This window comes from Shivajiella indica (genome assembly GCF_042683085.1).
Taxonomy (GTDB): domain Bacteria; phylum Bacteroidota; class Bacteroidia; order Cytophagales; family Cyclobacteriaceae; genus Shivajiella; species Shivajiella indica.
This window is the reverse complement of sequence record NZ_JBHUIV010000010.1, coordinates 858,291-879,559: the sequence shown is the minus strand read 5'-3', so window position 1 is coordinate 879,559 and position 21,269 is coordinate 858,291. Positions and strand designations below refer to the sequence as shown.

The window sequence follows — 21,269 nt, the reverse complement described above, 5'->3', positions numbered from 1 at the left end:
ATATGAAAACCATGATCCAAAGACCTATTTGTAAAACCTTACTTAATTGGGTTTTATTGGTCATTTTATTTATCCAGGTCAGTTGCACAGGTCAGCAAAGTGAGACAGGAGAATCTGATTTAAGTGTCACGGACCACTTTGACCCCAAAGGGAAGGGTCCTTCAAAGCACACCTTGGCAGTTTGGGAAAACTGGAAAAATTCCCTGCCATTTGATGATAAAAGGGATTTTGAAGAGCAGCAAAAAGGCTTCATTGCTGCTCCTGATTTTAGACAGATTAAAAATGCGGAAGGTAGGGTAATTTGGGATATCGGAAGATACGATTTCTTATTAAATGAGCAGGATTACCAAACAATTCATCCATCTCTGCAGCGAATTGCAACGCTTAATATGGGTTACGGTTTGTATAAGGTTACAGATGGGATATACCAGGTTCGTGGATTCGATTTGTCCAATTTGACTTTGGTGGAAGGAAAGACAGGTTGGATTCTAATTGATGTATTGACTACCAAGGAAACTGCTGCTGCAGCCTTAAAGTTTGCCAATGAACAATTGGGTGAGAGACCAGTCAGGGCGGTTATTTATTCCCATACCCATGCTGACCATTTTGGTGGTGTGCGGGGTGTTATCAATGAAGATGATGTTATTGTAGGAAAAGTCAAAGTGATAGCGCCGGATGGATTTATGAACTTTGCGGTATCTGAAAACGTGATTGCCGGCAACGCGATGAACAGAAGATTGTTTTATCAATATGGTGTGCTTTTACCAGTAAGTCCTTACGGGCACGTTGACCAGGCTTTGGCCAAGAATGTTTCTTCCGGAACCCTGGGTTTAATAGCTCCTACTATTTCAATCAGCAAGCCTGTAGAAGAACTGGTGGTTGACGGCTTAAGGATGATCTTCCATAATACCCCCAATACAGAGGCTCCCGTTGAGATGAATACTTATATCCCTGAGAAAAAGGCATTGTGGATGGCTGAAAACGTCACTGCTACAATACATAATATCTACACCTTAAGAGGAGCTTTGGTACGGGATGCCTTGACTTGGTCAAAAAAAATATCCGAGGCACTCTATATGTTTGGAGAGGAAGCGGATGTAATGTTTGCATCGCACCATTGGCCAAGATGGGGAAACGAAAGGGTAAAGGAAGTCCTGCGTTCGCAGCGGGATGCCTATGGTCATATTCACAATACTGTTTTGAACCTAGCCAATCAAGGGGTGACAGTCAATGAAGTCCATAATGTATATGAGGTTCCTCCTAGCTTGCAAAAGCAGTGGGCAGCTAGGTCTTATCATGGCTCAGTGGAGCATAACAGCCGTGCCATTATCAACAGGTATTTGGGATATTGGGATGCCAATCCGCTTACTTTAATACCCATGTCGGAAAGAGAGTCCGCGCCACTTTTTGTAGAAATGATGGGTGGAGCAGCCCCAATAATCAAAAAGGGGAGACAACTTTTCGAGGAGGGAAAATATAAGTATGCGGCCGAGTTATTGAACAAACTAGTATTTGCAGAACCGGAAAACCAAGAAGCCAAAGACCTTTTGGCAGATTGTTATGAGCAGATAGGATACCAACAGGAAAGTACAAGTCTTAGAAACAGTTTCTTGGCAGGGGCCTATGAGCTTCGAAACGGTATCCCTGGTGGTGAAATGCCTAAATCTGTGACTCCTGATATCATTCGAGCCATGAGTACGGAAACCTGGTTGGATTTTCTTGGTGTAAAACTCAATAGCAAAAAGGCAGAAGGAATAACTTTTAAGATGAACATCATCACGCCAGATAACAACGAGAAATTCTTGGTGGAATTGAGCAATTCGACACTATCCAACCTCAAAGGTTTTACCGCCAAAAACGCAGATCTTACCCTAACATTGAATCGGGCGGATCTAAACTTGGCCATGATGGGAGTTAAAACTTTTGAGGATTTGCTCAAGGAAGGGAAAGCAAAAGTTGAAGGTAATCCACAGATACTTGCCCAATTGGTTGGCATGTTGGATGAGTTTGACCCAAGATTTGAAATTCTACCAGGTACAAAAAAGAATAAGTTCCAAGCTCCAAATGCCGATAGCGGATTTGATGCTCCCGCCTATATCGAAGATTGATGTTGAATTTTGATACCATCAATTTTGGGATAAGGTAGTTGAATGTTTTCTACAGTGGGTCGCTGACCCATTGTAGAAAACATTAATTTTCTTCGGGTATACCTCCATTTCTCGCAATGATTCCTTAAATGCATGCAATAACTCCCGAAATCCCAAATCCAATAGACTTATATTTAAGTGTTCAAAATTCACATTGCAACTAAAAAATGAAAAAGACCCTTACTATTATTTGGATATTTGGTTTCCTGTTTTTTTTCCCTTCAATTTTATTTGGCCAAGAAGAGGAGGAAGCTATTAAAGAAACGGCAAGAAAAGAAAAGAAAGTTGATATCAATATTCTGCCCGTGGTAGCCACAAACCCCACGGTAGGGGTTTTGTTTGGAGTATTGCCAGGTGTCAATTGGAATATGGGAACACCGGCTGATACAAGAAACTCTACCGCCCTGATAGGTGTTTATTACACTACCTTAAATCAGCTTTTTACATCCGTTCGCGCCAATGCCTTTACCAAAGAAGATAAATTCAACCTTCTGACCGATATCCGCTTCAACTTGAATGCACAACCCACATATGGCCTGGGTTCAGTATTGGATAAGAGCACGCTGGTAGGAGGGGGTGATATTCCTTCAGACAATCCCTATCCACCCTTCCAAGAACAGGAGATGATGTATTTTAATAATTTCAGGTTGTACCAAACTGTACAGAAAAGACATAAGCAGACGAACCTGTTTTATGGTATTGGTTATCACCTGGACATCTTTTGGGCAATAGATGACAAACAGCTTGACCTAGATGCTGAACCACAGAGAATTACCCACCATTACCGGTACCAAAACCTGAAAGGGCTTAGCGATGAAAAATATTCTCAGTCAGGACTTTCTGCAAATGCTACTTTTGATAGCCGGGACAACGTAGTTAACCCCTATGAAGGGCAATTGGCAGCAATTTCATTAAGGGCATTTCCGGAGTTCTTGGGAAGTACTACCAGCGCCTCCCAATTATGGATGGAATACCGTACCTATGTCAACCTGGATAAGAACCGCCCCCGTAATGTATTGGCTTTTTGGGCTTATGGTTGGTTTGTTACCAGTGGCACTTCCCCTTATCTGGCTTTGCCTGCCATTGGTTGGGATATGTTTGCCAGATCAGGCAGGCCCTATACGCAGGGTAGGATAAGGGGAGAGGATTTGGTATACGGGGAAGCTGAATGGCGATTTCCCCTTCAGAGAGAGAAAAACAAATGGGGAGGAGTACTGTTTTTGAATGCTTCTACTGCAAGCAGCAGGACTGAAAACATCAATGCATTTAGCAATTTTGTTTTTGGATATGGTGGAGGACTGAGATTTATGATCAATGAAAAGAAAAGAGTTAACCTGGGACTTGATTATGGTTTTGGTGCCAACGGTGCACAGGGCTTGTTCCTTAACCTGAATGAATATTTTTAACAAATCAATGAATTTTGAATTTGAGTTAATATTAGATTGATTACGGGGAAAAAGGTGAAAAACAGATTAAGGTCTAGGTACATTACACATTGTTGGATTTCTTTGTCAATGCGGATTCATAATATCGTAGCTGCAATGAAAACCCAAAAACGGAAAAGTACCATTATCAAATCAGACTGGAGACTGTTTTTTCCTTTTTTTGTTCTGTTTTTGGTCAGTATTTCTGTTCAGGCCCAATTTGCCAAGCCCCAATATTGGTTTACCTATAACCACACCGGCAGGTTTGACGACAGGTGGAGTTACGGCTTCGACCTCAACTATCGGACAACTGGCCTTATTCCCCTGAATTCCAGCCTAACCGCAGGAAGGGTGGGTATGAATTACCATACCAATATGGGTTTTAGGATTACAGGTGGATATGCCTGGTTTGGGACATTTGCTTCTGAGGCAGAACAGACATGGCTACATGAGAACAGGACCTATCAGCAACTCCAGTACAATCATAAAAAAGGTCATATAAATGTGGTGCATCGTTTACGGATTGAGCAGCGATGGCGGCAACAGTTTACCAATGAAGAATTGGATGAAACCATTTACACATTTACCAATAGATACCGTTACCTTATCCAGTTCGACGGTCCCATCACTGAATATCCTGAAAGTAAAATTGGATTTCGATGGCAATTGGCCAATGAATTTTTTATCCACAACAAGGAAGAAGTCGGCTACATGCTTTTTGATCAGAACAGGACCTTGGCGGGTGTATTGATATCTCCTCCGGGGAATATGAGCGTTGCGGTTTTGTATCAGCTTATCGTTCAGCAACAGCCATTTTTGAGGGAAACTTTCCTTATCAATTCATTTCGGATAACCCTTTTTCAAACTTTGGATTTCAGGAAGAAGAAGAATATCAATGAAGAGGAAATTCCTGTGATTGATTGAGAAATATTTATCCAATAGGTGGGTCCAAACATAACCAAAGCAATATTTAGGACTTCTTTCTTTTGATGATTTTTTTGTCAATGTTAATTAGATTCCTGAAATTAAAATTAATTTAGAAGAAGTAGTCGTTTAATTTGAATCTGCTTTTTTTACAACCCCATGGAAATCAATTTTGATTTTATCACTTTTATTCATTTGGCTGCTGTGGTGGTGGGGATTGTATCCTCAGCGGTTATTCTTTATTTCGGTTTCCGGAAAAATCCTGTCAACCAACCTTTGGGCATTGGGCAGTTAAGCATATCTCTGGGGATCTTTGTGAGTTTTTCCATCGTTTCCCAATTGATTGTCCATTGGCCATTTTTGTATAGGTTAGGAAATGCTTTTGTTCTGATATTTATCCCAATGCCTTATTTATACACCGTTTTCTACACCCAAAAACGGCTATGGAGGTGGTATGACTTGTTGCATTTGATTCCACTATTGATTTATCTAGTGGATTATTGGGACACATTATCCCTTTCTTCAGCTCAAAAGACAGAATTGATCCTACAGGAGATCAATGATTTGGACCTCTTGGGAAAATTTACCCAAGGAAGATTTATTGGTCCGGGTTTTCACACGGAATTCAGAACAGTGCTATTTAGCGGTTACTGGGTTGCACAGGTTGTGATTTTGATCAAATGGGTCAAAAGTCAGTCTTTATTAACACCGGAAAACAAGGTCTGGAAAAATTGGATGATCCTGTTTCTAGGTTGCCAATTTTTTTTATGGTTCCCTTTTTTCCTTACTGTTTTTTGGTTGGATAAATCGACTACCTACTACATCACCAACTCTTTTTCTGTGGGATGGGTGATGCTTTCAAGTCTTTTCCTTTTCTTTTTTCCTTCTTTGCTATATGGAAAGCCTTTTGAAGGAGGTAATAGGATATCAAAGTTCACAAAAAACCTTAAAAAACCCCAAATATCTGAATTGGATGAAAAGAAATTAGAGGATATAATTCAGGAAATGGAGTCAAAGATGGAGGAGGAAAAATTTTTTTTGAATGCCAAATACAGTATCCATGATTTCTCCAAAGACATCAATCTTCCTGCTTATCAGATTTCTAAAAGCCTGAACGCTTTCAAGGGTTTAAGTTTCATAGATTTTATCAACCAAAAGCGTGTACTTTTTTGCGTGAAGAAATTCAAAGAAGGGAAATGGTCAAATTACACAGTTGAAGCTATTGCTGCTGAATGCGGATTTAATAACCGCAATTCCTTTACCAATGCTTTCAAAAAATTCCTTGGATCTTCCCCTTCTGAATACCGGGAAAACCTAAAAAATTAACATTGTTTTTTATTCGAAAGAAGTAGATCAACCCTCTTTGAAAGTTAGCTTTTTTCCTCGGTAGATTCGTTTTAGTTGGCCTCCTCATTTTTTTATTACTAAATAATTAGGCCTCGTCATTATTGATTGAATATATGCCAAGACATTTAGTCTTCCCTGCTACCTTCAATTACTTTTGAGTTGAAGCAATTATTAAAAACCAATAGAAAAATAGTTATGGGATGAATCCGGGTATTTATATCAATTTAAAGGCCATATTCCAATAAAAAAATGCAATAAATGGAATTTGGATTCTTATCGGCAATCCACACACAATTAATTATTTAAAAACATAAACCAAAATATCTATGAAAGCATCCAAACTCTTTTTTGGAATTATAATTTTACTTGTTCCTTTTATGGGTAAAGCCCAGGAATTGAAGGTTGACAAGAAGGGGACATTCATGGGTACCCCTTATGAGCTTGTAGAATTTCCAAATGGGGCATGGGCAAACAAAACCCTACAGACTGACTATAAAATGTTCAAAGTCCCATTATCGTCCAATTTTATCAAAAAGGAAGTTGCAAAAATTGCCGATGGCATCTACACCATCAATGGTTTGTTTGCATCGTACATACCTGTAATAGAAACAAAAAATGGGGTGATCATCTATGATAGTGGTACCAGCCCGGAAATAGGACGGGAAATCCTGAAGATGCTGGAAACCGTAACCAAGAAGCCGGTGATTGCGGTGATCTACAGCCACTCCCACTACATTTTTGGAAGTTCCGCAATCAAGGAAAAATACCCCAATGCCCAATTCATTGCCAACCCGAGGGTGGCATCAAACCTGGCTTCCGGCCAAGGGGCAGGAAGTGTGTTTCCTGAGATTGGCCCCCTCTTGAACAGTGGTTTGGTACAGCAGTTTCATATGATGCTGCCACGAGAGGGTAAGGATGCACCCTTTGGGGGTTTCATCTCTTTCCCTGACTTCAGCGGATTCGTAAGGCCGACCTATGAGGTGACCGAAGGGCAGGTGCTTACTATTGATGGGCTGGATCTTCAGTTTTTCACCAATTTCAATGTTGACTCAGACGACCAGTTGCTCGTATGGATCCCAAGCAGGAAAATCGTTTTGAACAATGCCTTCTGGGGCTTTATGCCTAATATGTATTCTTTGCGTGGTTCCAACTTCAGAGATCCGGAAATCATAACCCAGGCATTATTTAAGATCAGGGATCTGGGTACGGAAATAATGCTGAGTACACACGGCATGCCCATTGTGGGTAAGCAGGAGGTGAAGGAAACAGTAGAGACTTATGCCGATTTTTACAATTTTGTGAAGGACCAAACCTTGAGGGCAATGTTGTTGGGAAGGGCCCCGCAGGACCTGGGCAAGTTTTTGAAATTGCCACAGCATTTTCGCGATGCGGAGTATTTGTGTGAAACCTACGGTCCCCTCGAAACCTATGCCGAACCCATCTACCATCATGGACGCGGATGGTTTGACAATGATGCTGCCAATATTTTTAAACTTACAAGAGAAGATGAGGCAACAAACTTGATTAAAGCAATGGGTGGGGCTGAACGTGTGGAACAACTAAGCGATCAAGCCAATAAAGATGGGGATCAAATTTGGGCTATGAAACTTATCAATTATCTGTATGTGACCGATCCCACCAATCAGACCTACCGAACTAAAAAAGCGCAATTGCTTTATCAGTTGGGAATGGTGCTCGAATCTCAAAATGCGCGCAGTTGGTGCATCACACAGGCCTATGCGCTTACCAATAAATTAGCTTTGCCGCGGTTGGTATTGCCTGATGAGATCGTGAATAGCATGAATCCAAACACCCTGCTCACGCAATACAAGGTAAGGATAGACCCTGAAAAGGCGGGTACCACGAATTACCTGTTGGCCTTTGCTGTAGACAATGACAAGAAAGTCGGGCTTCACTGCCGCTTTGGCGTGGTTGAGTTTATAGATGATGTGGAAAAATACAGTCAAGCCCCCAATGCCACCCTTACCATGTCGCAACCCTCCTTGGTTGATCTTTTCATGAACAGAAAATCAGTGGGTCAAATACTGTCCGAACAAGGCAACTCCGTAAAAGGGGATAAGAAAGAGGTAGAAAAATTCCTATCGTATTTTGATGAAATATTTAACCCTGCCATAAATCAGCACATTCCGGTTCTACAACAATAAATCAAATAATCATAATTAAAAATTTTTCAGTATTTCAATTCTAAAGTGATTATTGCCGGATTTCGTATTCGGCAATAATCACTTTTTCATTTTTGTCTTTAAGTAGGATTGCAACAATGCATTTGGATGTGGTTGTATGACAAGGATTTTTGCATTAAGCCATATTTGTTTTTAATTCTTTTTAAAAGGTAAAATTCCAAAAAATCCCTTTATTTTTATCGTGCTAGATTGATACTAGAAATTTGTTTATTTATTCAAAATGGAAATCAATTTTGATATTATCACTTTTGTTCAATTGGTTGTGGTGGCTTTAGGGGTAATCTCAGCCTCAGTGATTTTTTATTTTGGAATCAAGAAAAATCCTGCCAATATACCTTTAGGGTTTGCCCAATTGAATGCTTCTTTGGCAGTATGGGTGAGTTTTTCCCTAAGTTCTCAATTGCTCGTTTACTGGCCAATTTTTTATAGAACCGGACAGATATTTGTCCTTATTTTTTGCGTGATGGCATTTTTGCATGTTGACTTTTTCACGAAAAACCGGAAATGGAAAGGGTATGACCTACTTCATGCCATCCCACTTTTGATTTATCTGATTGATTATTGGGATGTTTTGATTTTGCCTGCTGCCGAAAAGAAGGAGCTTATTCTTCTGGAAATTCAGGATCTGGCACTTATGGCCCAATTTAACCAAAGTAAATTTTTTGGACCAAATTTTCACCATGAATTCAGAACCTTTGTTTTTGGAGCCTATTGGGTAGCTCAGTTGGTAGTTTTGGTCAAATGGGCAAGGAATCAAAGTACCTTAAGCAAGTATCAGAAAATTTGGAAGAATTGGATATTTGTGTTTTTAGGTTGTCAGTTTTTTATTTGGTTTCCTCATATGATCAGTATTTTTTGGTTGGATCAATTGACCTCTTACCAATTGGCCAATACCGTCTCTGTGATTTGGTTGTTGATTTTAATTTTCTCCCTTTTTTTTTACCCTTCATTGCTGTACGGAAAATCATTCAATGGAACCATTAAAGCTTCGAAATCCATAAATAAAATCCAATTGACCGCAGAAGATGAAAAACTGGAGGAAATAATTTCCAAGATTGATACTATTGTGGAAAAAGACCAATTGTTTTTGAAGCATGGCTACAGCATTCATGATTTATCCAGAGATATCAATATACCGGCCTATCAGATTTCTAAAAGTCTTAATGCATTTATGGGCCTAGGTTTTGTGGACTTTATCAATCAAAAGCGTATCCAATATTGCATCAACAAATTCAAGAATGGGGAATGGTTGAACCATACTTTAGAGGCGGTTGCATTTGATTGTGGATTTAACAATAGAAATTCCTTTACCAAATCATTCAAAAAAGTAATGGGAGTTTCTCCTTCAGAATTCAGGTCCGGGTTTGAGAATTGAAACTAAAATCGAATAATTTGTTACATGGTATTAAGGTCAAGCTGGAAGGAATCAATATTGAACTCAAATTTTTTATTTGATCAGAACTTTTACCTCCATTGACATAGGAATTAACTTTGTTTTTTTTGAAATGATGAAAGATATCCAGCCAATTATAGATTTTCTCCTTGCATTCTTTGGCTAAAAAGGTGCAATGAGCAAAATGATAAGGACCTGATTTGGTTTAAATTTGAATGTATCTTATGATTTGTTCAAATGAAAACCATGAAAATCTGTTACTTACCTTTTATTTTTTTGATCCTTTCGGCATTGACTAATTGTACGCCTAAGGAAAAGTCTCTTAATTCAGGCGAACCACAGGCATATCAAACTGTGTCCTTCTCTGAAATGGAGCAGCAGGTTATAAAGCACCGTGCCGTCGAGGCTATGTTATGGGGTATGCCCGCAGTTAATCTTGATCTCATGTACCAGGCCATGCTCCGCGAGACCGCTTGCCGGGACAACCAGATGCTGTATTGGTCGGGGCTGCTTGATTGGAAAAACCAAACGCTTACGCCCAATACCGATGTCATCTATTTCACGCCTTATTTTGATACGAAACAAGGGGGGCCAGTGGTCTTAGAGATACCCCCGGCTGATGGCGGTGCTATTGTAGGGACTATCATGGATGCCTGGCAGATGCCGCTTGAAGATATCGGCCCGGCAGGTGCCGACGGGGGTAAGGGAGGTAAGTACCTTATTCTTCCTCCAGGGTATTCAGGCAATTTGCCCTCAGGATATATTGTTCTTCCATCGCTGACCTACAAGGGGTACGCTCTTATCCGTTCTGTACTAAAAAGTGGCAGTGAAGAAGACCTTGCCAAGGCAGTGGAATACGGAAAGCGAATGAAGATCTACCCCTTGTCGCAGGCACAGGCTCCGCCTCCCACCGTTTATGTGGATGCGGCGGGAGTGCTTTATGATGCAACCATTCAATATGACATCCGCTTTTTTGAGTCGCTGAACCGTATAGTTCAGTACGAACCCTGGCTCGAGCGTGACAGGGCCATGATTGATAAGCTGCGCATGATCGGCATTGAAAAAGGAAAGCCATTTGCACCGGACGCAGAGCGCGCCCAATTGCTCAATGAGGCAGCTGGGCAGGGTTTTACGTTTATTGACGGGATGTACAAGGAAGTGGTGAAGGGCGGTGCATTTGCAGAGGGCAGCAGGTGGTCATTTCCCCAGTCGATTGCCATGGTCTTTAAGGCCTCCCAAGAGCAATTTACAGACCCAAACCTCTATCCGGTGGATGCCCGGGGCCTGTTATTCTCCTTCATCTTCTTTACACCCAAACGCATGGGTGAAGGTCAGTTCTACCTCATGGCACTCGTGGATAAGGAGGGCCAGCTCTTAGACGGTGGCAAGACCTATAAGCTGAATGTTCCTGCCAATGCCCCCGTGCGGCAATACTGGTCGGCCACGCTCTACGACCTGAAGACCCACGCCCTTATCCGAGAGATGTCCCACGCGGGACGTTCCTCCCAGAGTCCTGGTCTTCAGGTGAATGAGGACGGATCGGTGGATCTGTATTTCGGACCGAAAGCCCCAGAGGGTAAAGAGTCTAATTGGACCCCAACGGACCCTAAGGGCAAATTCGAGATACTGTTCAGGTTCTATGGACCGCTTCCATCTTTGTTCGATAAAAGTTGGGTCTTGCCTGATTTGGAGCTTGTAGATTGAGAATTTCCCTCTATAGAGATATAAAGTTTATCTAGATTCTTTTGAAATTAAAAAAAGTAAAAATGAAAACTAAAAAAATCCCATTACTGCTTATTCTGGCCATACTTTGCATGGCCTTTTCAGGCAATTCCTATGCCCAAAGGAAATCGCGTACAGTACAAAGCAGTTCTGTCCCATTAGAAAACGCCACATTGGTAGGTGACGAAAAAATCACAACACCTTACGGTGTGATGGAATTGCAGCACAACTACCTGACGGACGAAAGCTCCCAAAGGCTTTTTGATGCCATGGACCTGCAGCGGGCCTCTCAGGCTTATATGTGGTCTACACCTTTGGTCAGTTTTGTAACCTGGCGTGAAGAGCAGAACAAACACTACGGTCCCAACGCAAGGGGGACCTTTGCGGTCTTTGTAAGTTTCAGAGAGAAGCAGGGAATCGTCACGGCCAATCTGACAACGCCTTACTTTATATCCTTCGAAAACCTTTCAAAAGGCCCGCTTCAAATTGAGTACCCGGCAGGCATGACAGCAGGTGCAGCCCTGGATTTTTGGCAACGTCCTATTGCCGATCTTGGGCTTACGGGACCGGATAGGGGCGAAGGAGGAACTTATATCATTGTCGGGCCGGAAGATGACCCAAAAAAGTATGAGAAAAGGGGAGTTTTTGTGGTTCAGTCTGCCACAAATAACATCATGTGGGGATTCCGCATTTTGGATACTGCCCCGGAATTTAAAAGTAATTTCGTAAAGGCCTTGAAAGTTTCTGCCCTTGGTGGGCAGCCTGTGCAGAATAAACTGATCGAGGGTTTAGATAAAACCTGGTCGGCCACAGCCTACCGGGGAATGGACTATTGGAAAGCCCTGCACGATGTCATCAATCAGGAGCCGGTGCGTGAGCAGGACAAGGCCTGGATGGCCATGATCGAGCCCTTGGGAATTGTCAAGGGAAAACCATTTGCACCGGATGCCCGACAAACGAAAATCCTGATGGAAGGAGCCGCGCTGGGCGAATTGATGGCACGTAACCTGGCAACCAATCCACGGGTTATAGAGACTTACTGGCCGGATAAACAATGGCATAATATGATGGGTTTTTCAATTCCGCAGATTACCTACACCAAGGTGGAACTGGACGAGCGTACCGTATGGTTTTATGATGCCGTTACCAGCAGTGAAGGCATGGTTAACCCTTATATCGGAAAGGGCCAGGTGTATCTGGCCGTTAAACGCGACAGCAAGGGCAACCTGTTTCGGGCCGATAAGACCTACCGCCTGAGGGTGCCCGCAGATGTCCCGACTGCCCAATTCTGGGCGGTGGATTTGTACAGCCAGGATACGAGGCGCCATTATGACAACGGAGACCCAAATCCAAAGGTAAGTTCAGTCGCCATCAACAGCCGGATGCCAGACATCAAGCGCAATGCAGACGGAACCGTTGATATCTACATTGGTGCCAAAGCTCCTGAAGGATACGAGAGCAACTTCATGAAAACGGTGGGAACCGATGGCTGGTTTGTGATCTTTCGCCTGTATGCTCCTTTGCAACCTTATTTCGATAAGACCTTTGTATTGCCTGATTTTGAGGAGGTGAATTAAATGGAAGAATATAGAGAGGCTATACATAATATACAGCTCACTTTAAACAAAATAGTATGAATATAAAATTTTTGATTGGCCTAGGGTTAATAGCCTTTGTCCTTGGTTGCCAAAGTCCGAAAACCGAAGTGACGCCCGAAGAAACAAGGAAAATTGCTAGGGAAGCGTACATCTACGGCTTCCCGCTTGTAGACAATATGCGGGTGCAATACGCCTATTTCATCGACAAGAACGATCCGGATTACAAAGCGCCTTACAATATCCTCTATAATATTCCCCGCGTTTTCACCTCCCAGGACAAAGCAATCCAAACGGCAAATTCGGACACTCCCTATTCGTGGATCGGCCTCGATCTGCGCACAGAACCGATTGTGTTCACTGTGCCGCCTATCGAAAAAGATCGGTATTGGAGTTTGCAGCTAATCGACCTGTACACACACAACTTCGACATACCCGGTACGCGCACAGATGGGAACAATGGCGGCAGTTTTCTCATTGCAGGTCCCAACTGGAAAGGGGAAAAACCCGAAGGAATTACCAGGGTAATCCGTTGCGAAACCGAAATAGCCTCCGCCCAGTTCCGGACACAACTCTTCGATCCTGCCGACCTAAAGAATGTTAAAAAGATCCAGGAGCAGTATATTGTTAAGACTTTATCGGCCTTCCTCAATCAACCTGCCCCAAAGGCTGCTCCTAAGATCGACTTCCCCCGGCCGCTCACGCCGGAGTCCCAGAGGACATCGCTGGAGTTCTTCAGCCTGTTGAACTTCTACTTGCAGTTCTGCCCTACGCATCCATCCGAAAAGGACCTCAGGGAGCAATTTGCCAAAATCGGCCTGGTACCCGGTAAAACCTTTGATGCAGCATCCTTGTCTCCCGAAATCAAAGAGGCGCTGAGTGCGGGTATGCAAGATGCCTGGAAAGAATTTGAGGCCTTCAATACAAACGAAATCAAAACCGGCAAAGTGGGTAGCGCGGAGGCGTTTGGCACCAGGGAACATTTAAACAACAATTATATGTTTCGCATGGCCGGAGCGGTATTGGGTATTTATGGCCTCTCCAAAGAAGAAGCGATCTACCCTATTTACCAGACTGATTCGGAAGGGCAGCCTTTGAATGCCGCTATCAACAAGTATACATTGACCATGAAGAGTGATGAAATGCCCCCGGTTAATGCATTTTGGTCTTATACCATGTATGAGCTGCCGGCAAGAATTATGACGGAAAATCCGATTAACCGGTATTTGATAAATTCCGCCATGTTGCCAAATCTCAAGCGCAATCCAGACAATAGTATTACAATTTATATACAGCACGAATCTCCGGGAAAGGACAAGGAGTCGAATTGGCTTCCTGCGCCTAATGGGCCTTTCTTTTTCGTAAACCGCCTGTATTTGCCTAAACCTGAGGCCTTGAACGGAACGTGGAAGCCAAAGCCTTTGGTACGGGTGCAGTAGATTGATAGTTCAAAAAAATTAATGGAAGTATGAAAGCAAAATCATTGACTGTTTTGGGGCTTGTCGCCCTCTTGCTAAGCTGCCAAAGCCCAAAAGAAAAACTAACATCTGAACAGGTTGAAAACCTCGTAGCCGATGCCTATGTGCATTGCTTCCCAATCGTGGAAAATTACAAGGCTGTTTATTTCTACGGAGTGTTGGAAGCCTCTCCATTCTTTACCCCCATGAATACCGTAAAGTTCGAAACAAGGCTCTATACCGCTGATGATAAAGCCGTGGTCCGCGCCAACAACGACACCTACTACAGCAATGGTGTGTTGGATCTGCGTGCCGAGCCGGTGATCTTCAAGGTGCCGGAGGCGAACAACCGGTACTATGTTTTCCAGTTGGCCTCCCAAACCACCGACAATTTTAGCTACATCGGTACGAGGTCAAGAGGCTCGAAAGCCGGTGTATATGCGGTTACAGGGCCCGATTATACCGGAAAACTTCCCGAAGGTGTTGTCGAAATCAAGGCCCCCTCAGCGTTCGTGGGTGTGGTGGGGAGGATAGGTGTGAATGGTGAAGACCCCGTGGACCGGGATGCGGCTATAGCCTTACAAAACCAGATCGAGATCGGGGTCATGAGCAAATTTTATCCCGAGTTCAAGCCGAAGACCGTGGAGAAGATAGACTTTCCTGCCTACAGCCAGGCCAGTATTACCACACCCGAGTTCTTTTCGTTGCTGAACTTCCTCTTACCATACACGACTTTGGCACCTGACGATGAAGCGATGATAAAAAAGTTTGAAGAAATTGGGGTAAACAACAGCGGTGACTTTACCTTTTTGGAAGAGAACCCTGAATACGAGGAAGCCTTTTCTGCCGGTGTTAAAAAAGGATTGGAAAGAATAGACGCTATGATGACGGAAATAGGAACTGTTAAAAATGGCTGGATGCTATGGCCCATACAGGACCCGTATTTTGGAAGCAACTTCAGGCTTCGTACCCAGATTGCCCGGGGGCATATCTACGCGAATTGCCCGATTGAAGCTTACTATCCCGCGGCCAGAAGGGATGCTGATGGATATCCTTTTAATGGGCAAAACTCCTATACCCTCACTTTTCCGGCTGATGCCTTACCCCCTGCTAAGTTTTTCTGGTCGCTTACCATGTACGACAACGTAACCGGATTGATGGCTCATAATGAATTGAACCGTTACTCTATTGGCGACAGGACCAAAGGGTTGAAATACAACAAAGATGGTTCGTTGACGATTTACATGAGCCACAAAATGCCCAAAGAAGGGCCAAGCAACTGGCTTCCGGCACCTGATGGTCCTTTTGACATCTTGTTACGTTTGTATGGACCTAAAGAGGAAGTTATGAATAATTCCTGGGTTCCCCAACCTGTTGTTAAATTGGATTGAAATTGATTATGAAGTTTAATCTTGCTATAGAGGGGTAGGCGATTTCATGATTTAGCTTTTTAATTTGGCTCTTTTTTCCATATCAATTTTGAAATTGGCAATAAATGGATATTGCGCTTACTCTTTTCCTGTATTTTAAGATTAATTCACCTTCCGGTGTAAGAGGAGCACCACTTATAGAAGTGCTCATCAGATAATTAATTCGTTTTATCCGGATTTCTTTGGAAAATCCCAAAGCCACTTTGCGTTCAAATTTGTATGTTTGCTAGGTTGTATTTAAACAAACAATGATGCGTTTAATTAAGATTTTGATTTTTTGTGTTTTATTTCATTCCGGTTTTGCTCAGCAAGATATTAGTTTTAATAATGAGACTTGGTGGGGAGTAATGACTTCCGCTCAGGTATCCGATCGTTTAGCTATATGGAATGATGCCCATTTTGTCAATGAGCTGTTTTTTATCTATAGGACAGGTCTTACCTACCATCCAAAAAGAGACAATTTTGTCACTACAGTTGGTTATGGCTTTTTGAAATTAGGAACCCCAAATTCGGAAGGAAGCCTGGTCAGACCGGAACACCGGCCCTGGATGCAGACCATTTACAGGGTCCCTTCCACCAAAAAGCTGAGTACAAGCTTCAGGTTCAGGTATGATGCCCGCTTTATTCAGAATCTGGAAGCGGGAAATCTAACAGATGGTTTTTCTTTTAATCACAGGTGGAGGTTTAACAATGCCTTGAGGTATGCTTGGGGAAATGTGATCAGCAAAAATACCCGGTTTACTACCACAATGCTCAACGAGGCATTGTTCACATCAGGTCCCGGTCCAAATGGTGTAAGGCATGAGCACAGAACGCATTTTTTGGGGCAGTTGGGAAAAGGGAATTTCGTTTATTCCCTTGGATATGTAATAAGATATATCAATTCAAGCCCCACCGCAGCAAGAATCAATCATGGACCTGTGATCTGGGTGACCATTAACCTGAATTTCATGAAAAATAAACTCCCAACATTTGTAGAATATCCCAGTGATCATGTAGATTGAGTTTTTAGATAAATATTCAGCTTTGTTTTTTACTTGATGAATCTAAACCGTAATTTTTGGGGTATTTTGAAAAAACTTTAGTTATTTAGGCAATATTGAATTGAATGAAAACTTTCTTTTTTTGGCTTTTTTTCACAATCACTATTCCATCGATAGCCCAAAGGCAAACTGTGGTCAATTCAGAGGTTTGGTTTGGTTTGATGACCTCTGGACAAATAGCCCCCAAATGGTCTTTATGGTTGGATACCCATCATGTTCCTGATTTATTTTTTATATTGAGAGGTGGCTTGACTTACCATACGGATGACCAGAAATTTGCAGTAACAGGAGGTTATGCCGGATTAAAATTAACCACACCCTTTTCGGATGGTGAACTGATTAGACCGGAACACCGACCCTGGGGCCAAGTAGTTTATAGAATACCCAGCAGTTCTGATTTTTCGGTTAGTTTGAGATACAGGCATGATATGCGCTACAGAGCAAAATTCAATACTACCGAAATTATCGATGGCTATTGGCTCAATCACCGCTTACGCTTTAATGCGAGTTTGAGGTACAATTGGAAAAATAGGTTAAGTCCTCATTTCAATTTTGCCACGACTTTATTTAATGAAACTTTATTTACGGTGGGGCCTGATCCTGTGGTTAATCCGCTTGAACATCGCGTTTTTTTGTTATTCAGTTTTCAGAAAAAGTCCATTACATTTTCTCCCGGTTACCATATCCGTTTTGCCATACCGGAGTATAACAGCAAGACATTATTTATAAACCATGGTCTGTTTTTATGGATTAACATCAATTATCAGTTCAAAAATTTCAGGAGACATACCCTAAAAGATTTCCCGGGGGATCATATATGAAAAATGCCGGAAGAGTATTCCGGCATTCTTTGTAAAAGCAAAAATATTAAACTCTTAATTCTGGTTTCTGATTACACCTTCTTCCAACATTCTTTCCAATACAACTTGGGCAAATTCGGAGGAGAACTTCTCCATAGAGGCAGGATTCAGGGTTTTAGACTGAGCAGACCATACTAGGAGCTCAGACTTGGTGTCATAAATGTTGATTTCAATAAAATACTTTCTGTCATTCACAATATGGCCAGGGGTCATCATCATTCCGTGGTTCATACCCCAGAAACCTCCAAAATTGGCACCCATGCCCCAACCACCTGGACCCATCATCATCGGTCCTCCCATCATCACGGCTCCGGGGATATACCGTTGCTCATTTTGCACATCTATCAGTGAAACGGTCATGATAGCATCCTTTTGACTTTGATAGACCACATTCATCATATTATTTTTATCCAGATCAGTACTCATCCAAAAATTAGGTTGAATGGTGGAATTACTGGTCGTAGAAGAAATTCCCAAACGAGTCAGTTTACTTTGAATGTCATCTTCCATGATCTGCCTTTTGGAAATGTCACCTATCACAACTGCCACATATAGGTTATTGTATCCATAGGTACTTTTTTCAGGGCTTGTCCAAGACCTGGTAATTTTTGTTGCAGGAGAACATGCAGACACCAAAACAATCAATGCGTAAAGTAGATGTTTTTTCATAGGTTTTTGTTGAAATAAATAAGGAATTAAAATTGGATTAATTAATAGAAATATACCTAATTTTTATGAATTGTATAAAAGAAAGTTAATCATTTATTCAAAATGGATTTAACTTTGAAGTTAAAAATTTTAGATTGTCATATTCGAAGATTATTTTTTAAAATCTTAGTACAGGGTTACCGGATTATACCATTTTTTCAAATTTAATTATTATTATTTTAAAAGGGGTTATTGGGGTTCTATTATTAAATTTTTTATATCCAATTAGATTTGTTTAACTTTCGGCCTTTTAATTGAATTCAAAAAATAGAATGAAAAAATCATTGCCCCTTTCTGACATAAAGTCTGTGTTAGAAGATAGAGGTTTGGACCAAAATGAGGTTCAAAATGTTTTAGTGGAGGATGCCAGGACAGGTCTTACAGTTGAAACTCTCAAAAAAGCTATACAAAATAATTTGTTTTATGTGCAGGGTAAATATCCTGAAATAGCAACCCGAAATGATTACTACATGGCCTTGGCTTACGCTGTCAGGGACAGGATACTTCAAAGGTGGGTAGCTTCAGTGAAGCAGTATTTGCAGGAAAAGCACCGAATTGTCTCTTACTTGTCTGCTGAATATTTATTGGGTCCTCATTTAGCGAATAATTTAATCAACCTTGGAATTTATAAGGAGACAGAACAAGCGACCAAAGAATTGGGGATTAGTCTGGATTGGTTAATTGAGAAAGAAGTAGAACCTGGACTTGGAAATGGTGGTCTGGGCAGGTTAGCAGCCTGTTATATGGACTCTTTGGCAACTCTGGAAGTACCTGCCATAGGATATGGCATCAGGTATCAGTTTGGAATTTTTGAACAGGATATCAGAGATGGCTGGCAGGTCGAAGATACTGATAATTGGTTGAGAAGAGGAAATCCATGGGAGATTGCCAGAAGGGAACTCAGTTATGATGTCAAATTGGGCGGTTACCTTCAGCATTACACGGATAGAGATGGAAAATTCAGGAGTAAATGGATACCGGAATTGACCGTAAAGGGAGTGGCATATGATACTCCTATTTTAGGCTATAAAGTCAATACTACCAATACCTTGAGACTGTGGAAATCAGAAGCACCAAGATCCTTTGACTTTCAGTCATTTAATGCGGGGGATTATAATTTCGCCGTCAACCAAAAAATTGTTTGTGAAAACCTCAGCAAAGTACTATATCCAAATGACGAAACTTTAAACGGGAAAAAGCTGAGATTGCAACAACAGTATTTTTTTGTGTCATGTTCTTTGCAGGATATGATTGGTATTCATTTAAGGCAAGGAGAAAAAATTGAAGACTTTCAATCCACATTTTCTGTCCAGTTAAATGATACGCACCCCGCAGTTGCCATTGCCGAAATGATGCGATTGCTTTTGGATGAGCATGATTTGGACTGGTCTACCGCATGGCGGGTTACTAGCAGAACCTTTGCCTATACCAACCATACATTGCTGCCAGAGGCTCTGGAAAAATGGGATCTGGAACTATTCCAGTCTGTATTGCCAAGACATCTTGAAATCATTTATGAAATCAACAGGAGATTTTTGGATGAAGTAACGGTCAGGGTTTATGGGGATCCTGAAAAAATAAGAAGCCTTTCCTTGATCGGTGAAGGCCCCAGAAAGTATATAAAAATGGCGAATCTTGCATGTGTTGGAAGTTATGCCATCAATGGGGTGGCGGCACTGCATACAGAGTTGTTGAAGAAAACGGTTTTGAAGGATTTCTATGCCCTTTACCCGGAGAAATTCAGCAACAAAACCAATGGAGTAACTCCCAGAAGGTGGATGGTTTTAAGCAATCCAAAATTGACTGAACTCATCAGTAGTAAAATTGGTGATGGCTGGATCAAGCATTTGGAAGAATTAAGCGGTCTTGAAAAGTTTGCTGATGATCCGGATTTCCAAAAACAGTGGATGGATGTCAAATTGGAAATGAAAAAGAATCTGGCAAGGAAAATTAAAAACAGAACGGGTATAGATGTAAATCCTGAATCCATGTTTGATATTCAGGTTAAGAGAATCCACGAATATAAACGTCAGCACCTCAATATTTTACATGTCATCACCTTGTACAATAGGATCAAGCAAAATCCGGAAATCGATATTGTTCCTAGGACTTTCGTTTTTGCGGGGAAAGCAGCTCCGGGATATAAGCTGGCTAAGCTGATGATTAAGCTGATCAATTCTGTAGGAGATATTGTCAATAATGATCCTGATGTGAAAGATAGACTGAAAGTGGTGTTTTATCCCAATTATAATGTTACCAATGCCCAGAAAATCTATCCTGCTGCAGATCTTTCCGAACAGATTTCCACTGCAGGAAAGGAGGCTTCCGGAACAGGAAATATGAAGCTTTCCATGAACGGTGCCCTTACTATAGGCACTTTAGATGGGGCGAATGTGGAAATAAGGGAATGTGTTGGGGAGGAAAACTTTTTCTTGTTTGGATTGACCGCAGAAGAAGTAGCCAGAATAAAATCTGAAGGATACAATCCTTATGGATACTATCAGAATAATGCAGAATTAAAATTGGCAATGGACCAAATTTCCTCAGGTTATTTCTCACATTTGGATGACACGGTGTTCAAAGACTTGGTGAAGTCTCTTTTATATGATGACCAGTTTCTTTTGTTTGCGGATTATCAGTCTTATATAGAATGCCAGGATAAGGTAGATGTTGCTTATAGAGATAAAGTAAAATGGGCAAAAATGTCCATTTTGAATACCGCGAGAATGGGGAAATTTTCAAGTGATAGGAGTATACAGGAATACTGTGAGGATATCTGGAAAGTCAAATCAGTACCTGTTTCATTAAACGGAAATTAAATTTCTTTATCATTTATTTTAAGCCGGATGTTTCTGTGAAAACTATTGAAACTCCGGCTTTTTCCATTTTTACCCTCTGCTATTTATGGGTGAATAAATATGGATTCATATGCGTTTTTTGAACTTGAGAATTATTTAGATTGATTTAATCTTTTGAGAAATTAAAACGGAAAATTTGCTTGGAAGGCATCGTTTT

General features: G+C 41.6%; 14 protein-coding genes. 13 read left to right on the top strand and 1 reads right to left on the bottom strand.

All coding sequences use genetic code 11. The features are described 5' to 3' along the window. Window positions 1–2 precede the first annotated feature (2 nt). The 12 genes from ACFSKV_RS07135 to ACFSKV_RS07080 all read left to right on the top strand — a co-directional run bounded on the left by ACFSKV_RS07135 (window position 3) and on the right by ACFSKV_RS07080 (window position 17,507). Window positions 3–2,108: an alkyl/aryl-sulfatase gene (locus ACFSKV_RS07135; protein ID WP_380801254.1), complete on the top strand. Its 2,106-nt coding sequence runs from the start codon at window positions 3–5 to the stop codon at window positions 2,106–2,108. A gap of 206 nt (window positions 2,109–2,314) precedes the next feature. After that, window positions 2,315–3,553 (top strand): BamA/TamA family outer membrane protein, encoded by a 1,239-nt coding sequence (locus ACFSKV_RS07130; RefSeq protein WP_380801253.1) that lies wholly within the window; start codon window positions 2,315–2,317, stop codon window positions 3,551–3,553. A gap of 135 nt (window positions 3,554–3,688) precedes the next feature. After that, on the top strand, window positions 3,689–4,495 hold the full coding sequence (locus ACFSKV_RS07125; protein ID WP_380801252.1) for a DUF2490 domain-containing protein: 807 nt from the start codon (window positions 3,689–3,691) through the stop codon (window positions 4,493–4,495). A 159-nt stretch (window positions 4,496–4,654) separates the two neighbouring features. Then, window positions 4,655–5,821 (top strand): helix-turn-helix domain-containing protein, encoded by a 1,167-nt coding sequence (locus ACFSKV_RS07120; RefSeq protein ID WP_380801251.1) that lies wholly within the window; start codon window positions 4,655–4,657, stop codon window positions 5,819–5,821. A gap of 347 nt (window positions 5,822–6,168) precedes the next feature. Next, window positions 6,169–8,007, top strand: coding sequence for an alkyl sulfatase dimerization domain-containing protein (locus ACFSKV_RS07115; RefSeq protein ID WP_380801250.1), 1,839 nt, complete (start codon window positions 6,169–6,171; stop codon window positions 8,005–8,007). Between the two features lie 259 nt (window positions 8,008–8,266). Then, window positions 8,267–9,421: a helix-turn-helix domain-containing protein gene (locus ACFSKV_RS07110; RefSeq protein WP_380801249.1), complete on the top strand. Its 1,155-nt coding sequence runs from the start codon at window positions 8,267–8,269 to the stop codon at window positions 9,419–9,421. Window positions 9,422–9,685: 264 nt separating this feature from the next. Next, window positions 9,686–11,143: a DUF1254 domain-containing protein gene (locus ACFSKV_RS07105; protein WP_380801248.1), complete on the top strand. Its 1,458-nt coding sequence runs from the start codon at window positions 9,686–9,688 to the stop codon at window positions 11,141–11,143. A gap of 62 nt (window positions 11,144–11,205) precedes the next feature. After that, window positions 11,206–12,738: a DUF1254 domain-containing protein gene (locus ACFSKV_RS07100; RefSeq protein WP_380801247.1), complete on the top strand. Its 1,533-nt coding sequence runs from the start codon at window positions 11,206–11,208 to the stop codon at window positions 12,736–12,738. A 56-nt stretch (window positions 12,739–12,794) separates the two neighbouring features. Then, window positions 12,795–14,195 (top strand): DUF1254 domain-containing protein, encoded by a 1,401-nt coding sequence (locus ACFSKV_RS07095; RefSeq protein WP_380801246.1) that lies wholly within the window; start codon window positions 12,795–12,797, stop codon window positions 14,193–14,195. A gap of 29 nt (window positions 14,196–14,224) precedes the next feature. Continuing rightward, window positions 14,225–15,604 carry a DUF1254 domain-containing protein gene (locus ACFSKV_RS07090; RefSeq protein WP_380801245.1) on the top strand — a complete coding sequence of 460 codons (1,380 nt, stop codon included), beginning with the start codon at window positions 14,225–14,227 and terminating at the stop codon, window positions 15,602–15,604. Between the two features lie 287 nt (window positions 15,605–15,891). After that, window positions 15,892–16,647, top strand: coding sequence for a porin family protein (locus ACFSKV_RS07085; RefSeq protein ID WP_380801244.1), 756 nt, complete (start codon window positions 15,892–15,894; stop codon window positions 16,645–16,647). Between the two features lie 104 nt (window positions 16,648–16,751). After that, window positions 16,752–17,507 (top strand): DUF2490 domain-containing protein, encoded by a 756-nt coding sequence (locus ACFSKV_RS07080; RefSeq protein ID WP_380801243.1) that lies wholly within the window; start codon window positions 16,752–16,754, stop codon window positions 17,505–17,507. Between the two features lie 54 nt (window positions 17,508–17,561). Here the strand turns inward: ACFSKV_RS07080 and ACFSKV_RS07075 are convergent, their stop codons facing one another. Then, entirely contained in the window at window positions 17,562–18,215 is a 654-nt protein-coding gene (locus ACFSKV_RS07075) for a hypothetical protein (protein ID WP_380801242.1), read from the bottom strand. A gap of 311 nt (window positions 18,216–18,526) precedes the next feature. Between ACFSKV_RS07075 and ACFSKV_RS07070 the strand changes: the two genes are divergently transcribed. Then, entirely contained in the window at window positions 18,527–21,073 is a 2,547-nt protein-coding gene (locus tag ACFSKV_RS07070) for a glycogen/starch/alpha-glucan phosphorylase (protein ID WP_380801241.1), read from the top strand. The last annotated feature ends 196 nt before the right edge of the window (window positions 21,074–21,269 follow it).

What these genes read in the sequence shown, in the direction of transcription:
- ACFSKV_RS07135 (WP_380801254.1), top strand. Translation starts at nt 3, where the DNA reads ATGAAAACCATGATCCAAAGACCTATTTGTAAAACCTTACTTAATTGG.
- ACFSKV_RS07130 (WP_380801253.1), top strand. Translation starts at nt 2,315, where the DNA reads ATGAAAAAGACCCTTACTATTATTTGGATATTTGGTTTCCTGTTTTTT.
- ACFSKV_RS07125 (WP_380801252.1), top strand. Translation starts at nt 3,689, where the DNA reads ATGAAAACCCAAAAACGGAAAAGTACCATTATCAAATCAGACTGGAGA.
- ACFSKV_RS07120 (WP_380801251.1), top strand. Translation starts at nt 4,655, where the DNA reads ATGGAAATCAATTTTGATTTTATCACTTTTATTCATTTGGCTGCTGTG.
- ACFSKV_RS07115 (WP_380801250.1), top strand. Translation starts at nt 6,169, where the DNA reads ATGAAAGCATCCAAACTCTTTTTTGGAATTATAATTTTACTTGTTCCT.
- ACFSKV_RS07110 (WP_380801249.1), top strand. Translation starts at nt 8,267, where the DNA reads ATGGAAATCAATTTTGATATTATCACTTTTGTTCAATTGGTTGTGGTG.
- ACFSKV_RS07105 (WP_380801248.1), top strand. Translation starts at nt 9,686, where the DNA reads ATGAAAATCTGTTACTTACCTTTTATTTTTTTGATCCTTTCGGCATTG.
- ACFSKV_RS07100 (WP_380801247.1), top strand. Translation starts at nt 11,206, where the DNA reads ATGAAAACTAAAAAAATCCCATTACTGCTTATTCTGGCCATACTTTGC.
- ACFSKV_RS07095 (WP_380801246.1), top strand. Translation starts at nt 12,795, where the DNA reads ATGAATATAAAATTTTTGATTGGCCTAGGGTTAATAGCCTTTGTCCTT.
- ACFSKV_RS07090 (WP_380801245.1), top strand. Translation starts at nt 14,225, where the DNA reads ATGAAAGCAAAATCATTGACTGTTTTGGGGCTTGTCGCCCTCTTGCTA.
- ACFSKV_RS07085 (WP_380801244.1), top strand. Translation starts at nt 15,892, where the DNA reads ATGATGCGTTTAATTAAGATTTTGATTTTTTGTGTTTTATTTCATTCC.
- ACFSKV_RS07080 (WP_380801243.1), top strand. Translation starts at nt 16,752, where the DNA reads ATGAAAACTTTCTTTTTTTGGCTTTTTTTCACAATCACTATTCCATCG.
- ACFSKV_RS07075 (WP_380801242.1), bottom strand. Translation starts at nt 18,215, where the DNA reads ATGAAAAAACATCTACTTTACGCATTGATTGTTTTGGTGTCTGCATGT.
- ACFSKV_RS07070 (WP_380801241.1), top strand. Translation starts at nt 18,527, where the DNA reads ATGAAAAAATCATTGCCCCTTTCTGACATAAAGTCTGTGTTAGAAGAT.